Raw genomic sequence first — 18,753 nt, forward strand, 5'->3', positions numbered from 1 at the left:
CGGACTCTAGAAAGCTTGTGTGACATCAATATGACACCCCGCTGTCGAGGGAAAATGCCGGTGTTTCCCCTTCGGGACGTGTGACGCTGTCACACAACCGTCATGCACCGCGCCTAGCCTTCCCGACCTCGCCACTGAGCGATTCGGGACGCGGTGCGCCTGCCACGGCGCTACGATCAAAGACAACACCGCCCTCTTCACCAGAACTACATGCAAAACGGCACCCGCCTCGCGGCAGTCGATCTCGGCTCCAACAGCTTCAGGCTCGAAATCGGACAGGTCGACCACGGCCAGATCCACCGCACCGAGTACCTGAAGGAAACAGTGCGCCAGGGCAATGGCCTGGACAGCGCCCGCAACCTCACGACCGAAGCCATGCAGCGCGGCTGGGATGCGCTGGCGCGTTTCGGCGAGCGGCTGGCCGGCTTCAAGCGCTCGCAGGTGCGCGCCGTCGCCACGCAGACGCTGCGCGAAGCGCGCAACCGCGAAGAATTCTTGCTGCGCGCACGCACCATCCTGGGTTTCGGCATCGACGTGATCCCCGGCCGGGAAGAAGCCCGTCTTATCTACCAGGGCGTGGCGCACATGCTCCCGCACACCGACGCCTCGGACAGCGAACGCAGGCTGGTGGTCGACATCGGCGGGCGCTCCACCGAAATGATCATCGGCCGCTCGCTCCAGGCCGAGCTGATGGAGTCGTACCGCGTGGGCAGCGTCGCCTGGTCGATGAAGCACTTCGCCGAAGGCCAGTTCACCCCCGCCGCCTTCCGCGCCGCCGAAGTGGCCGCCAAGGCGGTGCTCGATGACGCGCTCGGCAGCTACACCCGTGACCAGTGGGACGTGGCGTACGGCGCCTCGGGCACCATCGGCGCGGTCGGAGACGTGCTGGCCGCGGCCGGCGCCGAGCCTGGCCTCGTCACCCGCGAGGGCCTGGACTGGCTGCTGGACCGCCTGCTCAAGGCCGGCAGCGCCGACAAGCTGCGCATCGACGGCATGCGCGAAGACCGCAAGGCCGTGATCGGCGGCGGCGTGAGCGTGCTGCGGGCGGTGTTCGATCTGCTCGGCATCGAAGAAATGAAAGTCGCCCAGGGCGCGCTGCGCCACGGTGTGCTCTACGAACTGCTGGAGCGCGACGAGAGCGTCGCCGACATGCGCACCGCCACGGTGGCGCGGCTCGCCACGCGCTTCGCGGTCGATGCCGCACAGGCCAGGCGGGTGGGCGATGCCGCCGCTTCTCTGTTTGTTCAGCTCGCCCCCGCCGCGCGCGGCGGCAGCACCTCCAACCGCGCTGGCCGCGCATTGCGCAAGCTCGGATGGGCCGCGCAACTGCACGAGATCGGCGCGCTGGTGTCGCACAGCGACTATCACAAGCACGGCGCCTACATCCTGGACAACACCGACGCGCCCGGCTTCGCGGTGAACGAACTGCATGCGCTCGGCCAACTGGTGCTGGGACAGCGCGGCAAGCTGCGCAAGCTCGAGGCCTCGCTCGACGACGAGACCTTCGTGATGCAACTGCTGGCGCTTCGGCTGGCGGTGATCCTCTGCCACGCGCGGCGCGACCCCGATCCGCAGGCGCTGCACCTCGCGGCGCTGGGCGCACGGGCGTTCACCATCGTGTGCGCACCGGATTGGGCCGAGGCCTATCCGCAGTCGGCGCACCTTCTGCGCGAGGAAGTGCTGGCCTGGCAAAAGACCAGCAACTGGCGCGTGGAACTGAGCGGCGTTTGACTTAAAGGAGCTCGGGCGACTGCACCGTCACCACGACGGTCTGCACGTCGCCGTCGCGCTCGCGGGTGCGAATCCACCACAGCGCACCCTTGCGCACCGGGCAGCTGTCCTGCTTGAGGCCCAGCAGGAGCGAGATCGCCTGCCCCACCGAGGGCTGGTGGCCGATCATCAGCACCACCGACTTGCCGTTGGGCCAGCCGGCCGCGCCCAGCAGCGCATCGGCCGTGGTGTCGGGTGCCAACTCGTTGCGCAGCTTGTACTTGCGGCCCAGCGCCAAGGCGGTCTGCTCGCAGCGCCGCGCGGGGCTGCAGATGATGCGGGTGCCGTCGGGCAGTTGCCGGTCGAGCCAGCTGGCCATGCGCTTGGCCTGCTTTTCGCCACGTGCGGTGAGCGAGCGCTGCATGTCGTCGCAACCCTCGGTCCAGTCCTCGGCTTCGGCGTGGCGCCAGAAGATCAAGTCCATGGTCATCGTCTTTCGGTCTTCAGTTGCTGGATGCATCGCCATGATGCCCTCGCGATGCATAGCGGTTCATGAGCGCGGTCTGGGCACCGTGGGCCTCGATGGCGCGCGATGCGCCCTCTTCGCCCGGGTGCGTGTCGCGGTCGACGCGCGCGTAGATGCCGTCGCCGCCCAGGTCCCAGGCGTCGCGGCCGTCGTGCAGGTAGGCCACCAGGCATTCGTCGATCAGGCGCTGGCGCAGGCCCGGGTCGGTCACGGGCCAGGCCAGCTCGATGCGCCGCATCATGTTGCGGTTCATCCAGTCGGCGCTCGAGAGATAGAGCGACTCGTCCTCGCCATTGCGGAAATAGAAGACCCGCGAATGCTCCAGGAAGCGCCCGATCACCGAGCGCACGCGGATGTTGTCGGTGAGCCCCGGCACCTGCGCCGGCAGCGTGCAGGCGCCGCGCACGATGAGGTCGATCTTCACGCCCTTCTGCCCCGCGAGGATCAGCGCGGCAATCAGTGCGTCGTCGGTCAGCGCGTTCATCTTGGCGACGATGCGCGTCGGCTCGCCGTTCGATGCCGCCAGGCCCAGCGCATCGATCTGCGCGACCAGGTTCTTGTGCAGGTCGAAGGGCGCGAGCCACATGCGGTTGAGCTTGGGCAGGCGGCTCTGGCTCGCCAGGTGGACGAACACGGCCTCCATGTCGGCCGTGAGCAGCGGATCGGCCGTGAGATGGCTGATGTCGGTGTACAGGCGCGCGGTGCGCGGGTTGTAGTTGCCGGTGGAAAGATGGCCGTAGCGGCGCAGCTGCTTGCCCTCGCGGCGCGTCACCAGCAGCATCTTGGCGTGGGTCTTGAGACCCACCACGCCGTACACCACCTGCGCGCCGATCGACTCCAGCATTTCGGCCCAGTTGATGTTGGCCTCTTCGTCGAAGCGCGCCTTGAGCTCCACCACCACGGTGACTTCCTTGCCGCGGCGCACGGCCTCGCGCAGCAGGTCCATCAGCTCCGAATCGGCGCCGGTGCGGTAGATGGTCTGCTTGATGGCCAGCACCTGCGGGTCGAGCACCGCTTCGCGCAGGAAGGCGAGCACGCCGTCGAAGCTCTCGAAGGGCTGGTGGATCAGCACATCACCGCGCTGCAGTCGCTCGAAGAACGACTGGGCGGGTGACAGCGTGACGGGATACGACGCCGAATACGGCGGAAAGCGCAGTTGCGGCTCGTCGATGAGGTCGATCAGCTGCGTGAGACGGGCCAGGTTCACCGGCCCGTGCACCCGGTACAGCGATTCGGGCGGCAGGTTGAACTGCGCCAGCAGGAAGCTCGCGAGCGATTCGGCGCAGCTGGCCGACACCTCCAGGCGCACGGCCTGACCGTAGTGGCGGTGCTGCAGGCCCTGGCGCAGCGCGGTACGCAGGTTCTTGACGTCTTCCTCGTCCACCGCCAAGTCGGAGTGCCGCGTAACGCGGAACTGCGAGAAGTCGCCCACCTCGCGGCCCGGGAACATGCTCGACAGATGGGCCCGCACCACGCTCGACAGCGCCACGAACAGCGTCTTGCCGTCCGACACCTTGGCAGGCATGCGGATCAGCCGCGGCAGCACGCGCGGCAGCTTGACGATCTGGATCGGGTTCTCGCGCCCGAAGGCGTCCTTGCCGCCCAGCCGCACGATGAAGTTGAGCGACTTGTTGGCCACCTGCGGGAAGGGGTGCGCCGGGTCCAGCCCGACGGGAATCAGCAGCGGGCGCACCTCGCGCTCGAAATACTCGCTCACCCATTTGCGCTGCGCGGGATTGCGCTCGCCATGGGAAATGATGTGGATGCCGTGCGTCGCGAAGGTCGGCATCAGCTCGTCGTTGTACAGCGCGTACTGGCGTGCCACCAGCTTGTGCGCCGCCTCGGCCAGCTGCTCGAACGAATCGACGGTGTAGGTGCCCTTCTGGTCGCCGGCGCTGCCGGCGATCAGGTGCGGCGCGGCACGGACCTCGAAGAACTCGTCGAGGTTGGAAGACACGATGCACAGGTAGCGCAGCCGCTCGATCAGCGGAACCTCGGGCCGATGGGCCCAGTCGAGCACGCGCTCGTTGAACGACAGGATGCTGTGATCCCGGTCGAGCAGGGAGAAGGCAGGTGCCGCGACGGCGGGCGACCGGTCTGCGGAGGCTGGTGACATGGACACTGATTCTGGAGCAAGCGGCACGGGAGCAGACGTAGGCGGAAATATGACAGTGTCGATGTCATTTGTGACAGTTGAATGACGCTCGCGTGACGCAGCATCCCCAGCCCTGTGCGGCTCCATCATGCCCGGAGGGAGGGCGGACGGCCCGTCGTCAGGACGGACAGCCGCCGGTTTCATGCGCCGAGAAAGTGCTTGCGGTAGCGCGCCGGCAGGTCGTCGATGCGCATCAGCATCGGCAGGTCGGCGGCGTTGAAGTCCGGATCCCAGGCCGGTGCGCCCAGCACCTTGGCGCCCAGGCGCAGGTAACCCTTGATGAGTGCGGGCGGTTCCACGTCGAGCGTGCTGTCCAGCCGTTCGACCGGCAGCGGCAGCCGCGGCTGCACCTGGTACTGGATCGGCGCCATGTGGCTGGCCGAGACCTGCCGCCAGATGCTGGCCGCCGCGTCACCATTCGTCACACCGTTGTGCGACATCGGAATGCTCGCGCAGCCGATCATGGTGTCCAGCTTGTTGCGGTGCATGAAGCCGGCCAGCGCGCCCCACAGGGCGAGGATCACGCCGCCCTGGCGGTGTTCGGGGTGCACGCAGCTGCGGCCCAGTTCGACCATGCGCTCGCGCAGGTCGCGCAGGCGGGTCAGGTCGAATTCGGTGTCGCTGTAGGTGCTGCCGACGCGGCGCGCCTGCGCCGGCGTCAACACGCGGTAAGTGCCGATGACCTGGTTGGTGAGCTCGTCGCGCACCAGCAGGTGCTCGCAGAAATCGTCGAACAGGTCGATGTCGTGGCCGGCCAGCGGCGAGGAGACGCGGGCGCCCATTTCGCCGACGAACACGTCGTAGCGCAGGCGCTGCGCGGCGCGCACGTCGTCGAGATGGCGGGCCCAGCCGACCGTGATGCCCTGTTTGGCTTCGACAGGCGGGGGAAGAATGACGGCGGGTGCCTGCGGCACCGACACACGGGCCGTGGTGGAAGCACCGGCGGCAGCGACGACCGTGGGCGCAGGCCACAAGGCCGCGCGCAGCCCGATCTGCGAAAGCGGAAACGTCGGGTTGGGCAGTTCTTTCATGGGGAACCCTTTCTGCCGAGGGAGTCTCCGCACCTGCGATGAAGCCGGCGTGTCAGGAAGATTGCATGCGCATGACGGTGTTACAGGCACACTTCGTCGTCTAATGCGATGGATTCGCGACATGGAGCTTGGAACACATGGCCACCGCAGCAAACGGCACCGACAGCAGCCGCTTTCACCAGACCTTTCCCGTCCTCAATGACACCGAGATTGCGCGCATCGCGCGCTTCGGCAGCGTGCAGCAATTCGCGCGCGGCGAGCGGCTTTTTACCGCCGGAGAAACCGGCCCCGGCATGTTCGTGCTGCTCAAGGGCGTGGTCGCTGTCACACAGCGCGACGGGCTCGGGCGCGTGGTGCCGATCGTGCGGCAGGGCCCGGGCGAATTTCTGGCCGAAGTCGGCCAGTTGAGCGGCCGCCCTGCCCTGGTCGACGGACATGCCGACGAAGACGTGGAGGCGCTGCTCGTATCGCCCCAGCAACTGCGCGCATTGCTGGTGGCCGAAGCCGATCTGGGCGAGCGCATCACCCGCGCGCTGATCCTGCGGCGCGTGGCACTGATCGAATCCGGCGCGAGCGGGCCGGTGCTGATCGGCAAGCCGCAGTCGGCCGACATGGCGCGCCTCGAAAACTTCCTGCGGCGCAACGGCTATCCCTATCACCTGGTCGATGCGGCCGAAGACCCCGACGCCGCTGCGCTGCTCGAACAATATGGCACCTGCCAGTTGCTGGCCGTGTGCCCCGACGGCTCGGTGCTGGTGAACCCGGCCGAGGACGCGTTGGCACGCTGCCTCGGCATGGTCGATACCGTCGAGCACAACGAGCTGTTCGACGTGGCCGTGGTCGGCGCGGGGCCGGCCGGCCTCGCCACCGCCGTGTACGCCGCCTCCGAAGGCCTGCGCGTGATCGTGCTCGACTGCCGCGCCTTCGGCGGCCAGGCCGGCGCCAGCGCACGCATCGAGAACTACCTGGGTTTTCCGACCGGCATCTCGGGCCAGGCGCTCGCGGGGCGGGCCTTCGTGCAGGCCCAGAAGTTCGGTGTCGAGATGCTGATTCCGGCGAAGGTCACGTCGCTGGACTGCTCGCGCGAGAACGAACACGAGAGCCTCGGAATCGCGCTGGCCGACGGCCGCACGATCCACGCGCGCACGGTGGTCATCGCGAGCGGCGCCCGCTACCGGCGCCCCGACGTTCCACGCCTGGCCGAATTCGAAGGCCGCGGCATCTGGTACTGGGCCTCGGCCATCGAAGCGAAGATCTGCTCGCAGCAGGAAGTGGCGCTGGTCGGCGGCGGCAACTCGGCGGGCCAGGCGGCCGTGTTCCTCTCGCGTCATGCGGCCAAGGTCAACGTGCTGGTGCGCGGACCATCGCTGGCGGCGAGCATGTCGCGCTATCTCATCGACCGCATCGAGGCCACGCCCAACATCGAGTTGCAGCCCCACACCGAACTCGTGCGCCTGCATGGCAGCTCCGACGAAGGCCTCACGGGCGCAACATGGCGCTGCCACACGAGCGGCAACGAGCACGACTGCGCGGCGCGCAACATCTTCCTGTTCGTCGGCGCCGAGCCCGAGACGTCGTGGCTCGAAGGCTGCGCCGTCGCGGTCGACAAGCACGGCTTCGTGCTGACCGGCGCGGCGGCGAGCAGCGGCTTTCCAGCGCGGCCAGCCACGGCGCTCGAATCCAGCGTGCCCGGCGTTTTCGCCGTGGGCGACGTGCGCTCGGGTTCGGTCAAGCGCGTGGGCGGCGCGATCGGCGAAGGTGCGGCGGCGGTGGCGCTGATTCACCAGCACCTGTCGCAGTCGACAGCCGTGGCCTGACCCCCTCAATCTCACTCAACCAGATATCAAGGAGTTCTTCGGTGCCCATCAAAGCCTGCGACCACGTGCCCGCCACCATCGCGCAACCCCACACCCAGCGCGGCTGCGAAGACTGTCTGAAGACCGGCGACACCTGGGTGCATCTGCGCCTGTGCGTGCACTGCGGCCACGTGGGCTGCTGCGACTCGTCGAAGAACCGGCATGCCACGCGGCATTCGCAGGCCGAGGGACATCCGGTCATTCAGTCGCTGGAGCCCGGCGAAGACTGGATGTGGTGCAACACGCACCGGCTGCAGGTGGGCTGACGCGCACTGCCGCAAGGCGAATTCCCGCGCCGGCACGGGTTTGGAATCGCACGTATAAGCTGCGGCCCTCCCGTCACATCCCTTCCTTCCCGGAGCCCGAGACATGCCCGCATCGCCCATCGAGGTCTATTCCTGGCCCACGCCCAACGGCCACAAGATTCACATCATGTTGGAGGAGTGCGGCCTGCCCTACCGTGCGCACCCGGTGAACATCGGCAAGGGCGACCAGTTCGCGCCCGAGTTCCTGCAGATCAGCCCCAACAACAAGATCCCCGCCATCACCGACCCCGACGGTCCGGACGGCAAGCCGATCTCGCTGTTCGAGTCGGGCGCGATCCTCGTCTACCTCGCGGGCAAGACCGGCAAGTTCCTGCCCACCGGCGACCGCGAACGCTACGACGTGCTGCAGTGGCTCATGTTCCAGATGGGCGGCGTCGGCCCCATGCTTGGCCAGGCGCACCACTTCCGCCTGTACGCGCCCGAGAAGATCGCCTATGCGATCGACCGCTACACGAACGAGGCGCGGCGCCTCTACGGCGTGATCGACAAGCAGCTGTCGAAGAACAAGTTCATCGCCGGCAAGAGCTATTCGATTGCCGACATCGCCATCTTCCCGTGGCTGCGCAGCTGGGAAAACCAGGGCATCACCCTCACCGACTTCCCGCACCTGAAGGCCTGGTTCGACGGCATCGCCGCGCGCCCGGCCGTGCAGCGCGGCGTGAAAGTGCTGGCCGATCTGCGCCAGCCGCTCACCGGCGACAAGGAGCGCCAGGTTCTTTTCGGCAAGACTCAATACGAGAAACGCTGAGAAAGCTCAAGACCCGGTCAATATCCGGGCTAGAATAGAAGGCTTGTCGGGGTGTAGCGCAGCCTGGTAGCGCATCTGGTTTGGGACCAGAGGGTCGAAGGTTCGAATCCTTTCGCCCCGACCAAGTTTTCTTTTCAGTGTTTTCGTTTTTGCTTCTGTCCGGCCCGGAATCTGCCCGTAGCTCAGTTGGATAGAGCACCTGCCTTCTAAGCAGGTTGTCGGGGGTTCGATCCCCTCCGGGCAGGCCAATCACCCATTTCATGCAGCTTCACGCTGCCTCAGAACTCGCACTTCTCACAGGGGGTGGCGGGTTTTTCTTTGCCTCTCGCGATGTCGGGCCGTAGCATCGAATCTTCGTAATTTGTCGGTACTTCTTCAGGTACCTGCACGTGGCCTGAATCCAGGTACCGACAGCACGGAGATCACCATGCCATTGACCGACACATTCGTGAGGCACGTAAAGCACAAGGGTGTCGGCGCCAACGCAACTAGAGGCTGGCCAGTATTCCGGTTGAGGATGCCTCGGCGGCCAGCTTGCCCTCCGGGTTGTAGAGCGCAGCTTCGAGGAACGCAATGCGCTTGCCACGCTTGATCACCCGCCCTTCGACCCACCCCTCACCCGGGCCGACCTTTTCATAGAAGCTCACCTTGATTTCGAGACTGAAGACAGTCTGCAGATGCTCCGAGTCGTGCATCACGGCATGGGCCATGGCGGCATCGAGCCAGGCGGTGATGAATCCGCCCTGGGCGATGGTGCCGTTCGTATGGCAATACTCGCGTCTTACCGTGAAGGCGGCCCGGAGCGTCTTGCGCTCTGGCGACCACCCCGTCACGTGGAAGTTGCCCATCGATTCGGCCAATGCTTGGCCAGAGCGAATACGTGCTTCTAGATCGTCGTTCATTGAAATCGTCCGCTGATGAAATCAGCGGCCATTCTCATCTGAAGCCGGGCGGTCTTTCGCCTTCGTTCTTGCGGTTCATCCCCCGCCCTGGGGCTGCAGCTGCTCTATGGCATTGCCGCAAGGAGCGGCTGCTCTGGTCTTGCGACGTTGACGACTAGAAGTTGTCCGCAGTGAATCTCGGGATATCGCGCGCCATGGCCAACAAGGCCTGCGCTCGGCTGGCCACGAACTGAGCAAGGCCCTGCACGAACGCGACTTCCTCTCCCATGTACACGGGGTCCGCCGCCTGCGCGGGCGCCTCTTGAAGTGCGAACTCACAGAGTCGCGTCAGCTCGCGTGCGAAATACCTGCGTTCAACGCCCATGCGCACGCAGAAGTCTGCAAGCGCGAACGAGCGCACTGCTTCCAGCTCGAACTCATCCCCGAATGCCATCGCCAGGTCGTGATGGAACGCCGCGTACTGCACGACGCTCACCAGGTCATACAGCGGCGTCGGCGTGAGCCCTGCGCGGTCGACGAAGAACGAGATGTTCTTGCCGTGCGAATCGCTGTTGCCGAAGAGCAGGGTCGCGACCGCCCAAAGGACTAGGCGCTGCATCCCCAGCGCCGGTTCGACAAACCCGGACCTGAGTGTGCCGAGCTTTTCGAAACTGGCGCCATCGCGAATGTGCCGCACCTCCGGTTGATCCCCCAAGTTGCGCTCGTACTTTGCACTCACCGACAGATCCAGCGCCTGACACCCATCAATGATGTGCAACCGCTCGACACCGTCCGGCGTCCTGCGGCGGTCGAATCGCTCGATGCTCAAGACCGGCGACGGCACCCGCAGGATGCTCACGCGCGCGGCACCAGGCGCCTTCCAGCGCCGCATGCTGATGCGGTTGGTCAACTGCATGCAGAAATGCTCGTTGGCCACCATGCACCTTGCTTCCTCGCGCACAGGCTCCGGTTTGAGGATGTGCGTAGACGACAGCACCCCGTCGACCAGGAACAGTTGGTCTTCTTCGATGGCCACCAGAAGCTTGTCCTGGTGCCCCGCGATGGACATGCGTACTTTGCCGTCCCACCGATTGAAGGGTTCGTTCGCACGGTTGTCGATCCGTGCCTGCAGTTCTTCGAACGGCAGGTGCCGGCGCAGTGGCTCCTGCTCGCCCGGCACTTGGCCGGCAGCGATAAAGCTCAGCGCGCCAGCAGTCTCATGTCCGAGGTGGCGAAGAAGCCCGAAGACGTTGTTGCGCGCCACTCGAGCATCGCTGGCTGCCACAACCAGTGCCTCGCCTTCAGGGAGCAGGTTCTCCAGGAAACGGCGGATGGCCTGCGGCGCCGCGCCCCCCTCCAAGGGCAAATATGGCGAGAGCGGATACCGGCTTGGCAACGCCCGCCAAGCAACGTCATAGTCAAAGCGGAAGGCATCCTGAGCCGGGTCATAGCCCAGCGTGCCGACGCGCACGGCTCCCGTGTAGACGCCCAGGATGTACCCTTTCATCATCGACCCTCGCTCGCCGGCCGGTCAAGCGCTGCTTCTAGGACGGGAATGTCGGTCTTGGGCACGACGAGCATGCGAAGGCCCAGGCTCTCCAGCACGAGCATGAGCTTGTCCGCGGTCACCGGCTTGCCGTTCTCCAGACGCGAAAGCAAGTCGCTGGAAACTCCACTGAGGGAAGCTGCGTCGTCGATGCGCATGCGCGACTGGGCGCGTCGATTTCGCACGAGCTTGCCAAGTTGCTCGAGTGAAGCAGCGGCTGGACTCAGGTTCTGCTGGAATTCAGGAAGCGTGCGGGCCATATAGTTCCGATTTTCCGAAACTATAGCGCAAAAATCGAAATTTACCATTAGTTTCGATATACCGAAACAATCCGCTATCCGCGTTGCTACAGGCATTTGTTTCGGTATAGCGAAACAGATCTCGCGCGAATGACAAGTATCACGCGGGCGTGAAGATCTCCTTCGAGCATTTTCCTGCGCTATCCGATCCCCACCAGTGCCTTGACCGTCTTCAGCGAGCCCTTGCTGCCAAGCTCCCGTTTCGCCATCTGCAGCGAAATCTGTCGTGTCGTCAATAAGGCTTGCCAGCGCGAAACCGATGCCTCCCCTTCGGTGTTAGACAAGATCTTTCGGTGCGTCAACTTTCTCCAACTCGGACTTGATTGTTCGCAGGGGAAGGTATATGCGACTGATGAAGCCGCGAAGGTCTGGACATTGCGGGCGCCCTATTCGACCTCGTCTGCTGGCTCGGTGAGTTCATTGCCCCAGGACTCAACCAATTGCTGAACAATTTCTGCGACAACGCGGCACGCCGGTGAGAGCTTGCCTTGCTTCGGAAAAGCCAAGGTGACGTGTCGGAGAAGATCAGGCTTCACCAGCTTGCTGGCTTGCAGACGGCCACTCTGCAGTTCTGCGGTTATCGAGTATGGGCCGAGCACCGAGTACAGGCCTGGCGTCTGAGCCACGAGTTCTTTCTGCACCGTCAACGAGTCCGCCTCAGCGACAGACGCGAGCTTGAAGCCCAGGCTGCGCGCGGCCTCGTCAAGTGCCTCGCGCCAATGGCTGGGTCGTCGGGGAAGAACCAGCTTCAGTCCTGACAGACGAGAGAAGTTCACCGTGGCCTCTCGCGTGATCTCATCGCCAGGAGCGGAGACCAAGTACGTATGCGCAACGCTCAGCAACTTCTCCTCGCGGCCACTCGGGCGGTTGAAGCGAAAGAGGATCGCCATGTCGACGACGCCGGTGTCCAGCATCGTGTCGAGTTCAATGCCTTGAGATTCGGCAATGTTGAGACGAATACCCGGATGCTCCGAGTGCAGCCGCTCGAACAACCGGGTCACCAATGGATGTGCAGCCGAAGGAATGATGCCCATCCGGACTTCGCCGAGCAGCTTGCCGGACTCCGTGCGCAGTTCCTCCGTAAGGCGTTCCGTTTCCTGAAGCCATGAGCGCAGTCGCACGACAGCCCGTGCGCCCAGTTCGGTCAGGGCCACACCCCGGCCTGTGCGGCGAAAGAGCGGGCCACCCAATGCCGCTTCGAACTCACTGATCTGGCGACTGACGTGCGATTGCACCGTCTGGCGGCGTGCAGCCACCTTACTGAGGCTGCCGGCCTCCACCACCTCGAGGAAGAGTTTGACGCTTGCGATGTTCATAGGGATTTCCCTCATGAGCCATGCCTAAATTGGCAAGTCTGAAACCTTTGGATTCTATCTAGGCGGATGGCCCGCCGATTTCTACATTTGGTCCACGCGTTCACACAACGCACTTCCTCTTCCCAACCCACAGAGTTCTATCCAAGGAGACACCCTTGAAACTAGCCAGCTTCAAACATGACGGGCAGGCCACCTACGGCGTGGTGCAGGCCGACCGCTACTTGCAGCCTCCGGCAGACTTTCTCCACCGTTATCCGGACCTCGCAGCGGTACTCCGCGCCAACGCACAACGCGAGCTTGAACAGGCCGCGGCCAGCAGCGGCCTATCGGTGCAAGCCGCAGCGACGCAGGCTCTGCCGGTTCTGCCTACCCCGCAGAAGTTCATCTGCGTCGGCCTGAACTACAAGACCCACGTCGCCGAAACCAAGCGCGACGACAGCGCATATCCCGCTTTGTTCGTCCGCTTCGCGGATTCACTGGCCGCGAACGGGGATGTCGTACGTCGCCCTTCTTTCTCGGAGCGCTTCGATTGGGAGGGCGAGCTTGCCGTCGTCATCGGCAAAGGGGGGCGCGAGATCTCTCAGGCGCAGGCCTTCGACCATGTTGCCGGATACGCATGCTTCAACGACGTCACCGTGCGCGATTGGCAGCGCCACACGCATCAGTGGACGCCGGGCAAGAACTTCCCCGGAACCGGTCCGTTGGGCCCTTGGCTCGTGACCGCCGACGAAGTACCGGATGTCAACGCGCTGACACTCGAGACACGGCTCAACGGCGAGGTGATGCAGAAGGCATCGCTTGCCGACCTGATTTTCACCATCCCCGTGTTGATCGAATACATCTCGCGCTTCACGCCGCTGTCCCCTGGCGACGTGATTGCGACCGGCACACCCGGTGGCGTGGGCGACCGCCGCACACCTCCCGTGTACATGACGGACGGCGATGTGGTCGAGGTTGAAATCACCGGCCTCGGCGTTCTGCGAAACCGCATCGCTACCGCAGCCTGACCACGCGCAATCACCATGGCAAACAAAACTCAGGCGGTAGCTCTCACTGGCGCCAAGCTGCGCATCGCCGTCGACATCGGCGGCACGTTCACCGACATGGCCGCCTTCGACGAAGCTTCCGGCAAGCTCCTGTTCGGCAAGGCGCTGTCCACGCACGGGCAACTCGTGGACGGCATCCAGCGCACGCTGGACAGCGCCGACATCGACGTGCACAACGGCAATCTTTTTCTGCATGGCTCGACCATCGCGATCAACACGCTGCTCGAACGCAACGGTGCCAAGACCGCTCTGCTGATCACCGAAGGGTTCCGCGACATCTACGAGATCGGCCGCGTCAATCGCCCGGACGCGTACAACCTCTTTTTCAACAAGCACACGCCGCTGGTCAAGCGCTCCTTGCGTTTCGAGGTTGCGGAGCGGCTGCGCGCTGACGGCAGCACGCACAAGCCGCTGGACGAGGCGGCCGTGCGCGAGCTGGCGCGCGAGCTGCGCGGACAGGGCATCGAGGCGGTGGCCGTGCTGCTGCTGCACTCCTATCGCAACCCGGCGCACGAGCAGCGCGTCAAGCAGATCCTGCAGGAAGAACTGCCGGGCGCATTCGTGACTGCCTCGCACGAACTCTCGCAGGAATACCGGGAGTTCGAGCGTGTCTCCACCGTCGTGGCCAATGCCTACGTCGGGCCCCGTGTATCGGCCTACCTCGGCGAGTTGGAGAAGCACCTGGCCAAGGGCGGGTTCGACGGCGACTTCTATGTCGTGCAGTCCACTGGGGGGCTCTTTCCCAGCGAGCACGCCCGGCGCGACTGCGTGCGCATGCTGGAGTCGGGCCCGGCGGCCGGCGTCATCGGTGCGCAGGCCATCTGCGCCCAGCTCGGCATGGGGGATGCAATTGCCTTCGACATGGGCGGAACGACGGCGAAGGCCGGCGTGATCAGCGAGGGGCGCCCCCTGACGACGGGTTCGGCCTTGATTGGCGGCTACGAGCGCGCGCTGCCGATCCAGATCCCGATGATGGACATCCACGAAGTGGGCACCGGCGGCGGCAGCATTGCACGCATCGAGACCGGCAGCGCGCTGCGCGTCGGCCCGCAAAGCGCCGGCTCGATCCCGGGGCCGGTCGCCTACGGTCGCGGCGGCACCGAGCCCACTGTGACGGATGCCAACCTGCTGCTGGGCCGACTCGATGCCGACCACTTCCTGGGTGGCGAGCTCAAGCTCGACATGGCCGGCTGCGAACGCCAGATGCACGAGCGCGTCGCCGGGCCGCTGGGGCTGGCTCCAACGGAGGCGGCCGACGGCATCCTTCGCATCGCCGTGACGCAGATGTCGCATGCCGTGAAGGCCGTGACCACCGAGCGCGGTCTCGATGCCGGCAGCTTCACGATGGTGGTCTACGGCGGTGCGGGTCCGCTGCACGCCTCGGCCATCGCGCGCGAGATCGGCATCCGCAAGGTGCTCATCCCTTTTGCGCCGGGCTACTTCTCGGCCTACGGCATGCTGTTCTCCGACCTGCGCTACGACTATGTGCGCTCGGTATTCCGCAAGCTCAACGACGTATCGTTCGAAGAGATCGAATCGCTCTATCAGGGGATGGAGGACGAGGGTCGCGCCGCGCTGGCGCAGTCCGGTGTCAAGGCAGATGGGGTCGTCATCGAGCGCGCCGCAGACATGCGGTATGTCGGGCAGGAGCACGCAGTCACCGTCGACCTCCCGATGACCTTCTTCGAGAGCAAGGACCGCTCGGCGATCAAGCGCCAGTTCGACGAACTTCACAAGGTGCGCTACGGCACCTCTGCGCCGAAAGAACCTGCTGACCTGGTGAGCCTGCGCGTCACAGTGCTGGGCACCATGAAAAAGCCACCAAAGCACAGCGTCGACGCGGGCTCTCCGCAGCCAGAGAAGGCTGCGCTGCGCATCATCAAGCCGGTGTACTTCCGTTCGAGCGGATGGGCGGACACGCCGGTCTACAAGCGCGACCTCCTGCTCTCGGGCAACGTTGTGGCAGGACCGGCGTTGATCGAGGAGCACGCCTCCACCACCGTGGTGCAGCCGGGCGATGAGTTGCGCGTCGACGAACTGGGCAACCTTCAAATTTCCATAGGGAGCGACAGGACATGAGCAACCTGCATAGCAAGTCGATCGACCCGGTCACCGTCGAGATCATCCGCAACGGCCTGTACGCGGTGACGGAGGAGATGAAGACCAACCTCACGCGTACCGCCTACAACCTCATCATCTACGAGGCGCTGGACTTCACGGTCGGCCTTTTCACCAAGGAGGGCGACACCGTCTCGATCGGTCTGGGCCTGCCGATGTTCATCCGCGGCATGTCCGAGACGGTCAAGGCGAAGATCAGGCACTTCGGCTACGAGAACATCCTGCCGGGCGACATCCTCGTCACCAACGACGCGTACACCACCGGCAGCCACCTGAACCACTTCACGTTCACGATGCCGATATTCCACGAGGGCAAGCTGGAAGGCTTTACCTGTTGCATGGCGCACTGGCTGGACGTGGGCGGCACGCTGGGCAACGTGACCACCGACATCTTCAGCGAGGGGATTCAGATCCCCATCCTGAAGTACCAACGCCAGGGCGTGGTCAACCAGGACCTGATCGACATCATCGCGATGAATGTGCGGCTGGCCGAGCGCGCCCTGGGCGACCTGCGCGCGCAGATCACGGCCATCACCACCGGCGAGCGCCGCTACGTCGAGTTGCTGCAGCGCTACGGCGCCGAGGCGGTGAATGGTTCGATCCGCCAGATCATGGATTCCTCTGAAGCGGTGGCGCGCAAGAACACGCTGTCGATTCCAGACGGTGTCTACGAGGCCGAGTCCTTCATGGACGACGATGGCTTGGAGATCGGCAAGCGCATTCCCATTCGCGTCAAGGTGACTGTCACGGGCGACGAGATGACGGTAGACCTGTCGGACGTCAGCAAGCAGGTGCGCGGCTTCTACAACTCCGGGTTCACCACTGGCATCGCCTGTGCGCAGGTGGCCTACAAGTGCCTGACCACGCCCACCGACTATCCCGTCAACGACGGCAGCTTCCGATCGCTCAAGGTCATCATGCCGATGGGCACGGTGATCAGCGCCGAGCGGCCATACCCGATGCGGGTGTGGATGACGTTCCCGATGACGGTGATCGACACCATCTTCAAGGCGCTCGCACCGGCCATTCCCGACCGCTCCATTGCCGGCCACCATGCCGACCTGGTGTTCCCCAATATTCACGGCATCTCGCCGGAGGACGGACGGCTGTTCATCGTGGGCATTGGCCCGCTGGGCGGCGGCTGGGGTGCCAAGAGCAGCGAGGACGGCGTCTCGGTCACCGTCTGCATCAACGATGGCGACACGCACAACAGCCCGACCGAGCAGTTGGAAGCCAAGTACCCGGTGCTGGTGGAGAAGTACGAAATCCGCAAGGACAGCGCCGGTGCCGGCAAGTACCGCGGCGGGCTGGGTGCGGAGATGGTGGTGCAGGCGCTATCGCCTTTCACCGTCACCACGCGCATCGACAGGGTGCATTGCAAGCCGTGGGGGTTGGAAGGCGGTGGCGACGCCATGGGCAACGGTCTGGCGGTGCGCCACAAGGGCGAGTGGAAGTCCGACCACCTGAACGCGAAGATCTTCAACGTGCGGCTGGAGCGCGGGGATGCCTACAAGATGCTGTCGGGCGGCGGCGGCGGCTTTGGCAATCCGCTGGAGCGAGACGTCGATCTGGTGGCCGAGGACGTGCGCGAGGGCTATGTGAGCGCGGAAGTTGCACGCGAGGTCTACCGCGTGGCGCTGGATTCGCTTGGCGAGGTGGACGAGAACGCCACGCAGGCTCTGCGCCGCGCTTCCGGGAAAGCCGAGAGCAGCTCGTCGCCTGCGGTCGCCTGGGACGGTCAGTGATCGCAGCCATGGCCGACGAGGTCTCGCAACGCGCCGACCGTCTGCTTTCGCTGTGGAGCGAACTGTCCATGCTCCATGTGGCGCTGGGTGGAGCCTGTGCTTGCGGCACAAGCGGCATCAGTCTCCGGCTCGATGACTTCGAACTGGACATCGTCGGCTATCTCGAAGACGTCGGCTTGCGATCGGGCATCACGGAAGTCGTCGACTTCTTCGGCGACCTGCAGAAGACCGGGATGCCATCGCAACCGTTGCGCCAGATTCTGGAGGTCGCTCGCAACGACCAGCTCTCGGTGACAGTGGCCGATTGGCTGCTGCCCAAGTTGGAGAAGACCTTGCGCTCGTTCGCAGAGCTGCACGGACCCAAGACGCGGGACTGAGCATGAGTGGCCATTTCTCCTCCTTGCTGGCCGAGCCCTTGGTGACCGGTGTCCGGGTGCCGGTGACCGTGCTCACGGGTTTCCTCGGAAGCGGCAAGACCACGCTGCTGAACGAGTTGCTGCGCGAGCCCGAGCTCGATGGTGTCGCCGTCATCGTCAATGAGTTCGGCGAAGTGGGGATCGACCATGACCTGATTGCACAGGCGCACGACGACACCGTGCTGCTCGCCAACGGCTGTCTGTGTTGTGCTGTGCGCGGGGATCTCGTGGACGCGTTGAACCGGCTCGCCACGCGAACGGATCGCCCATTGCGCCATGTGCTGATCGAAACCAGCGGCCTGGCCGATCCCGGGCCGATCATTCGCACGCTGATGGGCGACGCCGGTATCCGCACGCGATTCGCACTGGGTCGGCTGGTGTGCACCGTCGATGCAGTACTGGCCATGGGGACACTGGACCGTCACCCGGAATCGGTTCGGCAGATCGCCGTGGCAGACGATCTGTTCCTCACGAAGACCGATTTGCTGGAAGGCGCAGTGCCTTCGACGGCACTGCTCGAACGTGTGCGTGGCATCAATGCCGCAGCGCCGTGGCATGCCGGCCGCGAGGAACAGCTTCGGTTGCTCTCCCATCTCGTTCACATGCCCGCGGGCATCGATGTGGATGTGAGCGAAGCGCCGTTCTACAGATCGGCGATGGAGGCCGCGCAACCTGCCATACAGCACCGCGACGGCATCTCGTCCTTCGTGGTGATCCGCGATGTTGCGTTGCCACGCGTCGCGTTCTCCGCCTGGCTGGACATGGTCATCGCGATGCGCGGGGAGGACCTGTTGCGCGTCAAGGGGCTGGTGCAGCTTGCCGAAGAGCCCGATCGCCCCATGGTCATCCACGGTGTGCAGCACCTCTTTGCGCCGCCGGAATCTCTGTCGGCCTGGCCGGGGCCGGATCGGCGCACGCGGATCGTCTTCATTACCCGCGGCGTCGATGCGGAGTCTCTGGACGAGACGCTGGACGTGATGGTGCGCCGACACATCCGGCGAGACGGACCCAGGCCCACTCGCGCGCCGCCCTGA

16 protein-coding genes and 2 tRNA genes are annotated in these 18,753 nt (G+C 64.9%); 11 read left to right on the forward strand and 7 right to left on the reverse strand.

Annotated features, from left to right (window positions below; translation table 11 throughout):
• The first annotated feature begins 210 nt into the window (after window positions 1-210).
• The gene (locus J2W23_RS25680; RefSeq protein ID WP_307650750.1) at window positions 211-1,731 is read left to right on the forward strand and encodes a Ppx/GppA phosphatase family protein; all 1,521 of its coding nucleotides are present in this window, start codon (window positions 211-213) and stop codon (window positions 1,729-1,731) included.
• Window position 1,732: 1 nt separating this feature from the next.
• Here the strand turns inward: J2W23_RS25680 and J2W23_RS25685 are convergent, their stop codons facing one another.
• The 3 genes from J2W23_RS25685 to J2W23_RS25695 are packed head-to-tail and all read right to left on the reverse strand — an operon-like array spanning window position 1,733 to window position 5,422.
• Window positions 1,733-2,194 (reverse strand): SixA phosphatase family protein, encoded by a 462-nt coding sequence (locus tag J2W23_RS25685; RefSeq protein ID WP_176657664.1) that lies wholly within the window; start codon window positions 2,192-2,194, stop codon window positions 1,733-1,735.
• 19 nt (window positions 2,195-2,213) lie between these two features.
• Window positions 2,214-4,535: a polyphosphate kinase 1 gene (gene ppk1 / locus J2W23_RS25690; protein WP_373423984.1), complete on the reverse strand. Its 2,322-nt coding sequence runs from the start codon at window positions 4,533-4,535 to the stop codon at window positions 2,214-2,216.
• Window positions 4,532-5,422, reverse strand: coding sequence for a GNAT family N-acetyltransferase (locus J2W23_RS25695; protein ID WP_176657034.1), 891 nt, complete (start codon window positions 5,420-5,422; stop codon window positions 4,532-4,534). Before J2W23_RS25695 ends, ppk1 begins: the two co-directional genes overlap by 4 nt.
• Window positions 5,423-5,559: 137 nt before the next feature.
• Between J2W23_RS25695 and J2W23_RS25700 the strand changes: the two genes are divergently transcribed.
• The 5 genes from J2W23_RS25700 (at window position 5,560) to J2W23_RS25720 (ending at window position 8,600) form a co-directional block, all read left to right on the forward strand.
• A complete protein-coding gene (locus J2W23_RS25700) occupies window positions 5,560-7,239 on the forward strand; it encodes an FAD-dependent oxidoreductase (protein WP_176657033.1) in 1,680 nt (559 codons plus the stop codon).
• A gap of 41 nt (window positions 7,240-7,280) precedes the next feature.
• Window positions 7,281-7,544: a UBP-type zinc finger domain-containing protein gene (locus J2W23_RS25705; protein ID WP_176657032.1), complete on the forward strand. Its 264-nt coding sequence runs from the start codon at window positions 7,281-7,283 to the stop codon at window positions 7,542-7,544.
• A 103-nt stretch (window positions 7,545-7,647) separates the two neighbouring features.
• Entirely contained in the window at window positions 7,648-8,352 is a 705-nt protein-coding gene (locus tag J2W23_RS25710; RefSeq protein WP_176657031.1) for a glutathione binding-like protein, read from the forward strand.
• A gap of 47 nt (window positions 8,353-8,399) precedes the next feature.
• Window positions 8,400-8,476: transfer RNA gene (locus J2W23_RS25715), tRNA-Pro, on the forward strand.
• 47 nt (window positions 8,477-8,523) lie between these two features.
• Window positions 8,524-8,600 (forward strand) — tRNA-Arg (locus J2W23_RS25720).
• Between the two features lie 240 nt (window positions 8,601-8,840).
• Here J2W23_RS25720 and J2W23_RS25725 read toward each other — a convergent pair.
• From J2W23_RS25725 to J2W23_RS25740, 4 genes are all read right to left on the reverse strand, one after another.
• A complete protein-coding gene (locus J2W23_RS25725; RefSeq protein WP_307650752.1) occupies window positions 8,841-9,254 on the reverse strand; it encodes a PaaI family thioesterase in 414 nt (137 codons plus the stop codon).
• A 154-nt stretch (window positions 9,255-9,408) separates the two neighbouring features.
• Complete coding sequence (locus J2W23_RS25730) at window positions 9,409-10,740, reverse strand: HipA domain-containing protein (RefSeq protein ID WP_307650753.1); 1,332 nt, start codon at window positions 10,738-10,740, stop codon at window positions 9,409-9,411.
• Window positions 10,740-11,039, reverse strand: a complete 300-nt coding sequence (locus J2W23_RS25735) for a helix-turn-helix domain-containing protein (protein WP_176657010.1) — start codon at window positions 11,037-11,039, stop codon at window positions 10,740-10,742. The genes J2W23_RS25730 and J2W23_RS25735 overlap by 1 nt, the downstream gene beginning before the upstream one ends.
• A 425-nt stretch (window positions 11,040-11,464) precedes the next feature.
• Complete coding sequence (locus tag J2W23_RS25740; RefSeq protein WP_307650754.1) at window positions 11,465-12,394, reverse strand: LysR family transcriptional regulator; 930 nt, start codon at window positions 12,392-12,394, stop codon at window positions 11,465-11,467.
• A gap of 155 nt (window positions 12,395-12,549) precedes the next feature.
• Between J2W23_RS25740 and J2W23_RS25745 the strand changes: the two genes are divergently transcribed.
• From J2W23_RS25745 to J2W23_RS25765, 5 genes are read left to right on the forward strand one after another with little or no spacing between them, the layout of a single operon-like run.
• Window positions 12,550-13,401, forward strand: a complete 852-nt coding sequence (locus J2W23_RS25745; protein ID WP_307650755.1) for a fumarylacetoacetate hydrolase family protein — start codon at window positions 12,550-12,552, stop codon at window positions 13,399-13,401.
• A gap of 15 nt (window positions 13,402-13,416) precedes the next feature.
• Entirely contained in the window at window positions 13,417-15,519 is a 2,103-nt protein-coding gene (locus J2W23_RS25750; protein ID WP_307650756.1) for a hydantoinase/oxoprolinase family protein, read from the forward strand.
• Window positions 15,516-17,303, forward strand: coding sequence for a hydantoinase B/oxoprolinase family protein (locus tag J2W23_RS25755; protein ID WP_176657006.1), 1,788 nt, complete (start codon window positions 15,516-15,518; stop codon window positions 17,301-17,303). Before J2W23_RS25750 ends, J2W23_RS25755 begins: the two co-directional genes overlap by 4 nt.
• Before the next feature lie 8 nt (window positions 17,304-17,311).
• Complete coding sequence (locus J2W23_RS25760) at window positions 17,312-17,680, forward strand: hypothetical protein (protein WP_176657005.1); 369 nt, start codon at window positions 17,312-17,314, stop codon at window positions 17,678-17,680.
• 2 nt (window positions 17,681-17,682) lie between these two features.
• Window positions 17,683-18,753 (forward strand): CobW family GTP-binding protein, encoded by a 1,071-nt coding sequence (locus tag J2W23_RS25765; protein ID WP_176657004.1) that lies wholly within the window; start codon window positions 17,683-17,685, stop codon window positions 18,751-18,753.

Origin of the sequence: Variovorax boronicumulans (assembly GCF_030812215.1) — a bacterium.
Classification (GTDB): Bacteria; Pseudomonadota; Gammaproteobacteria; order Burkholderiales; family Burkholderiaceae_C; genus Variovorax; species Variovorax boronicumulans_C.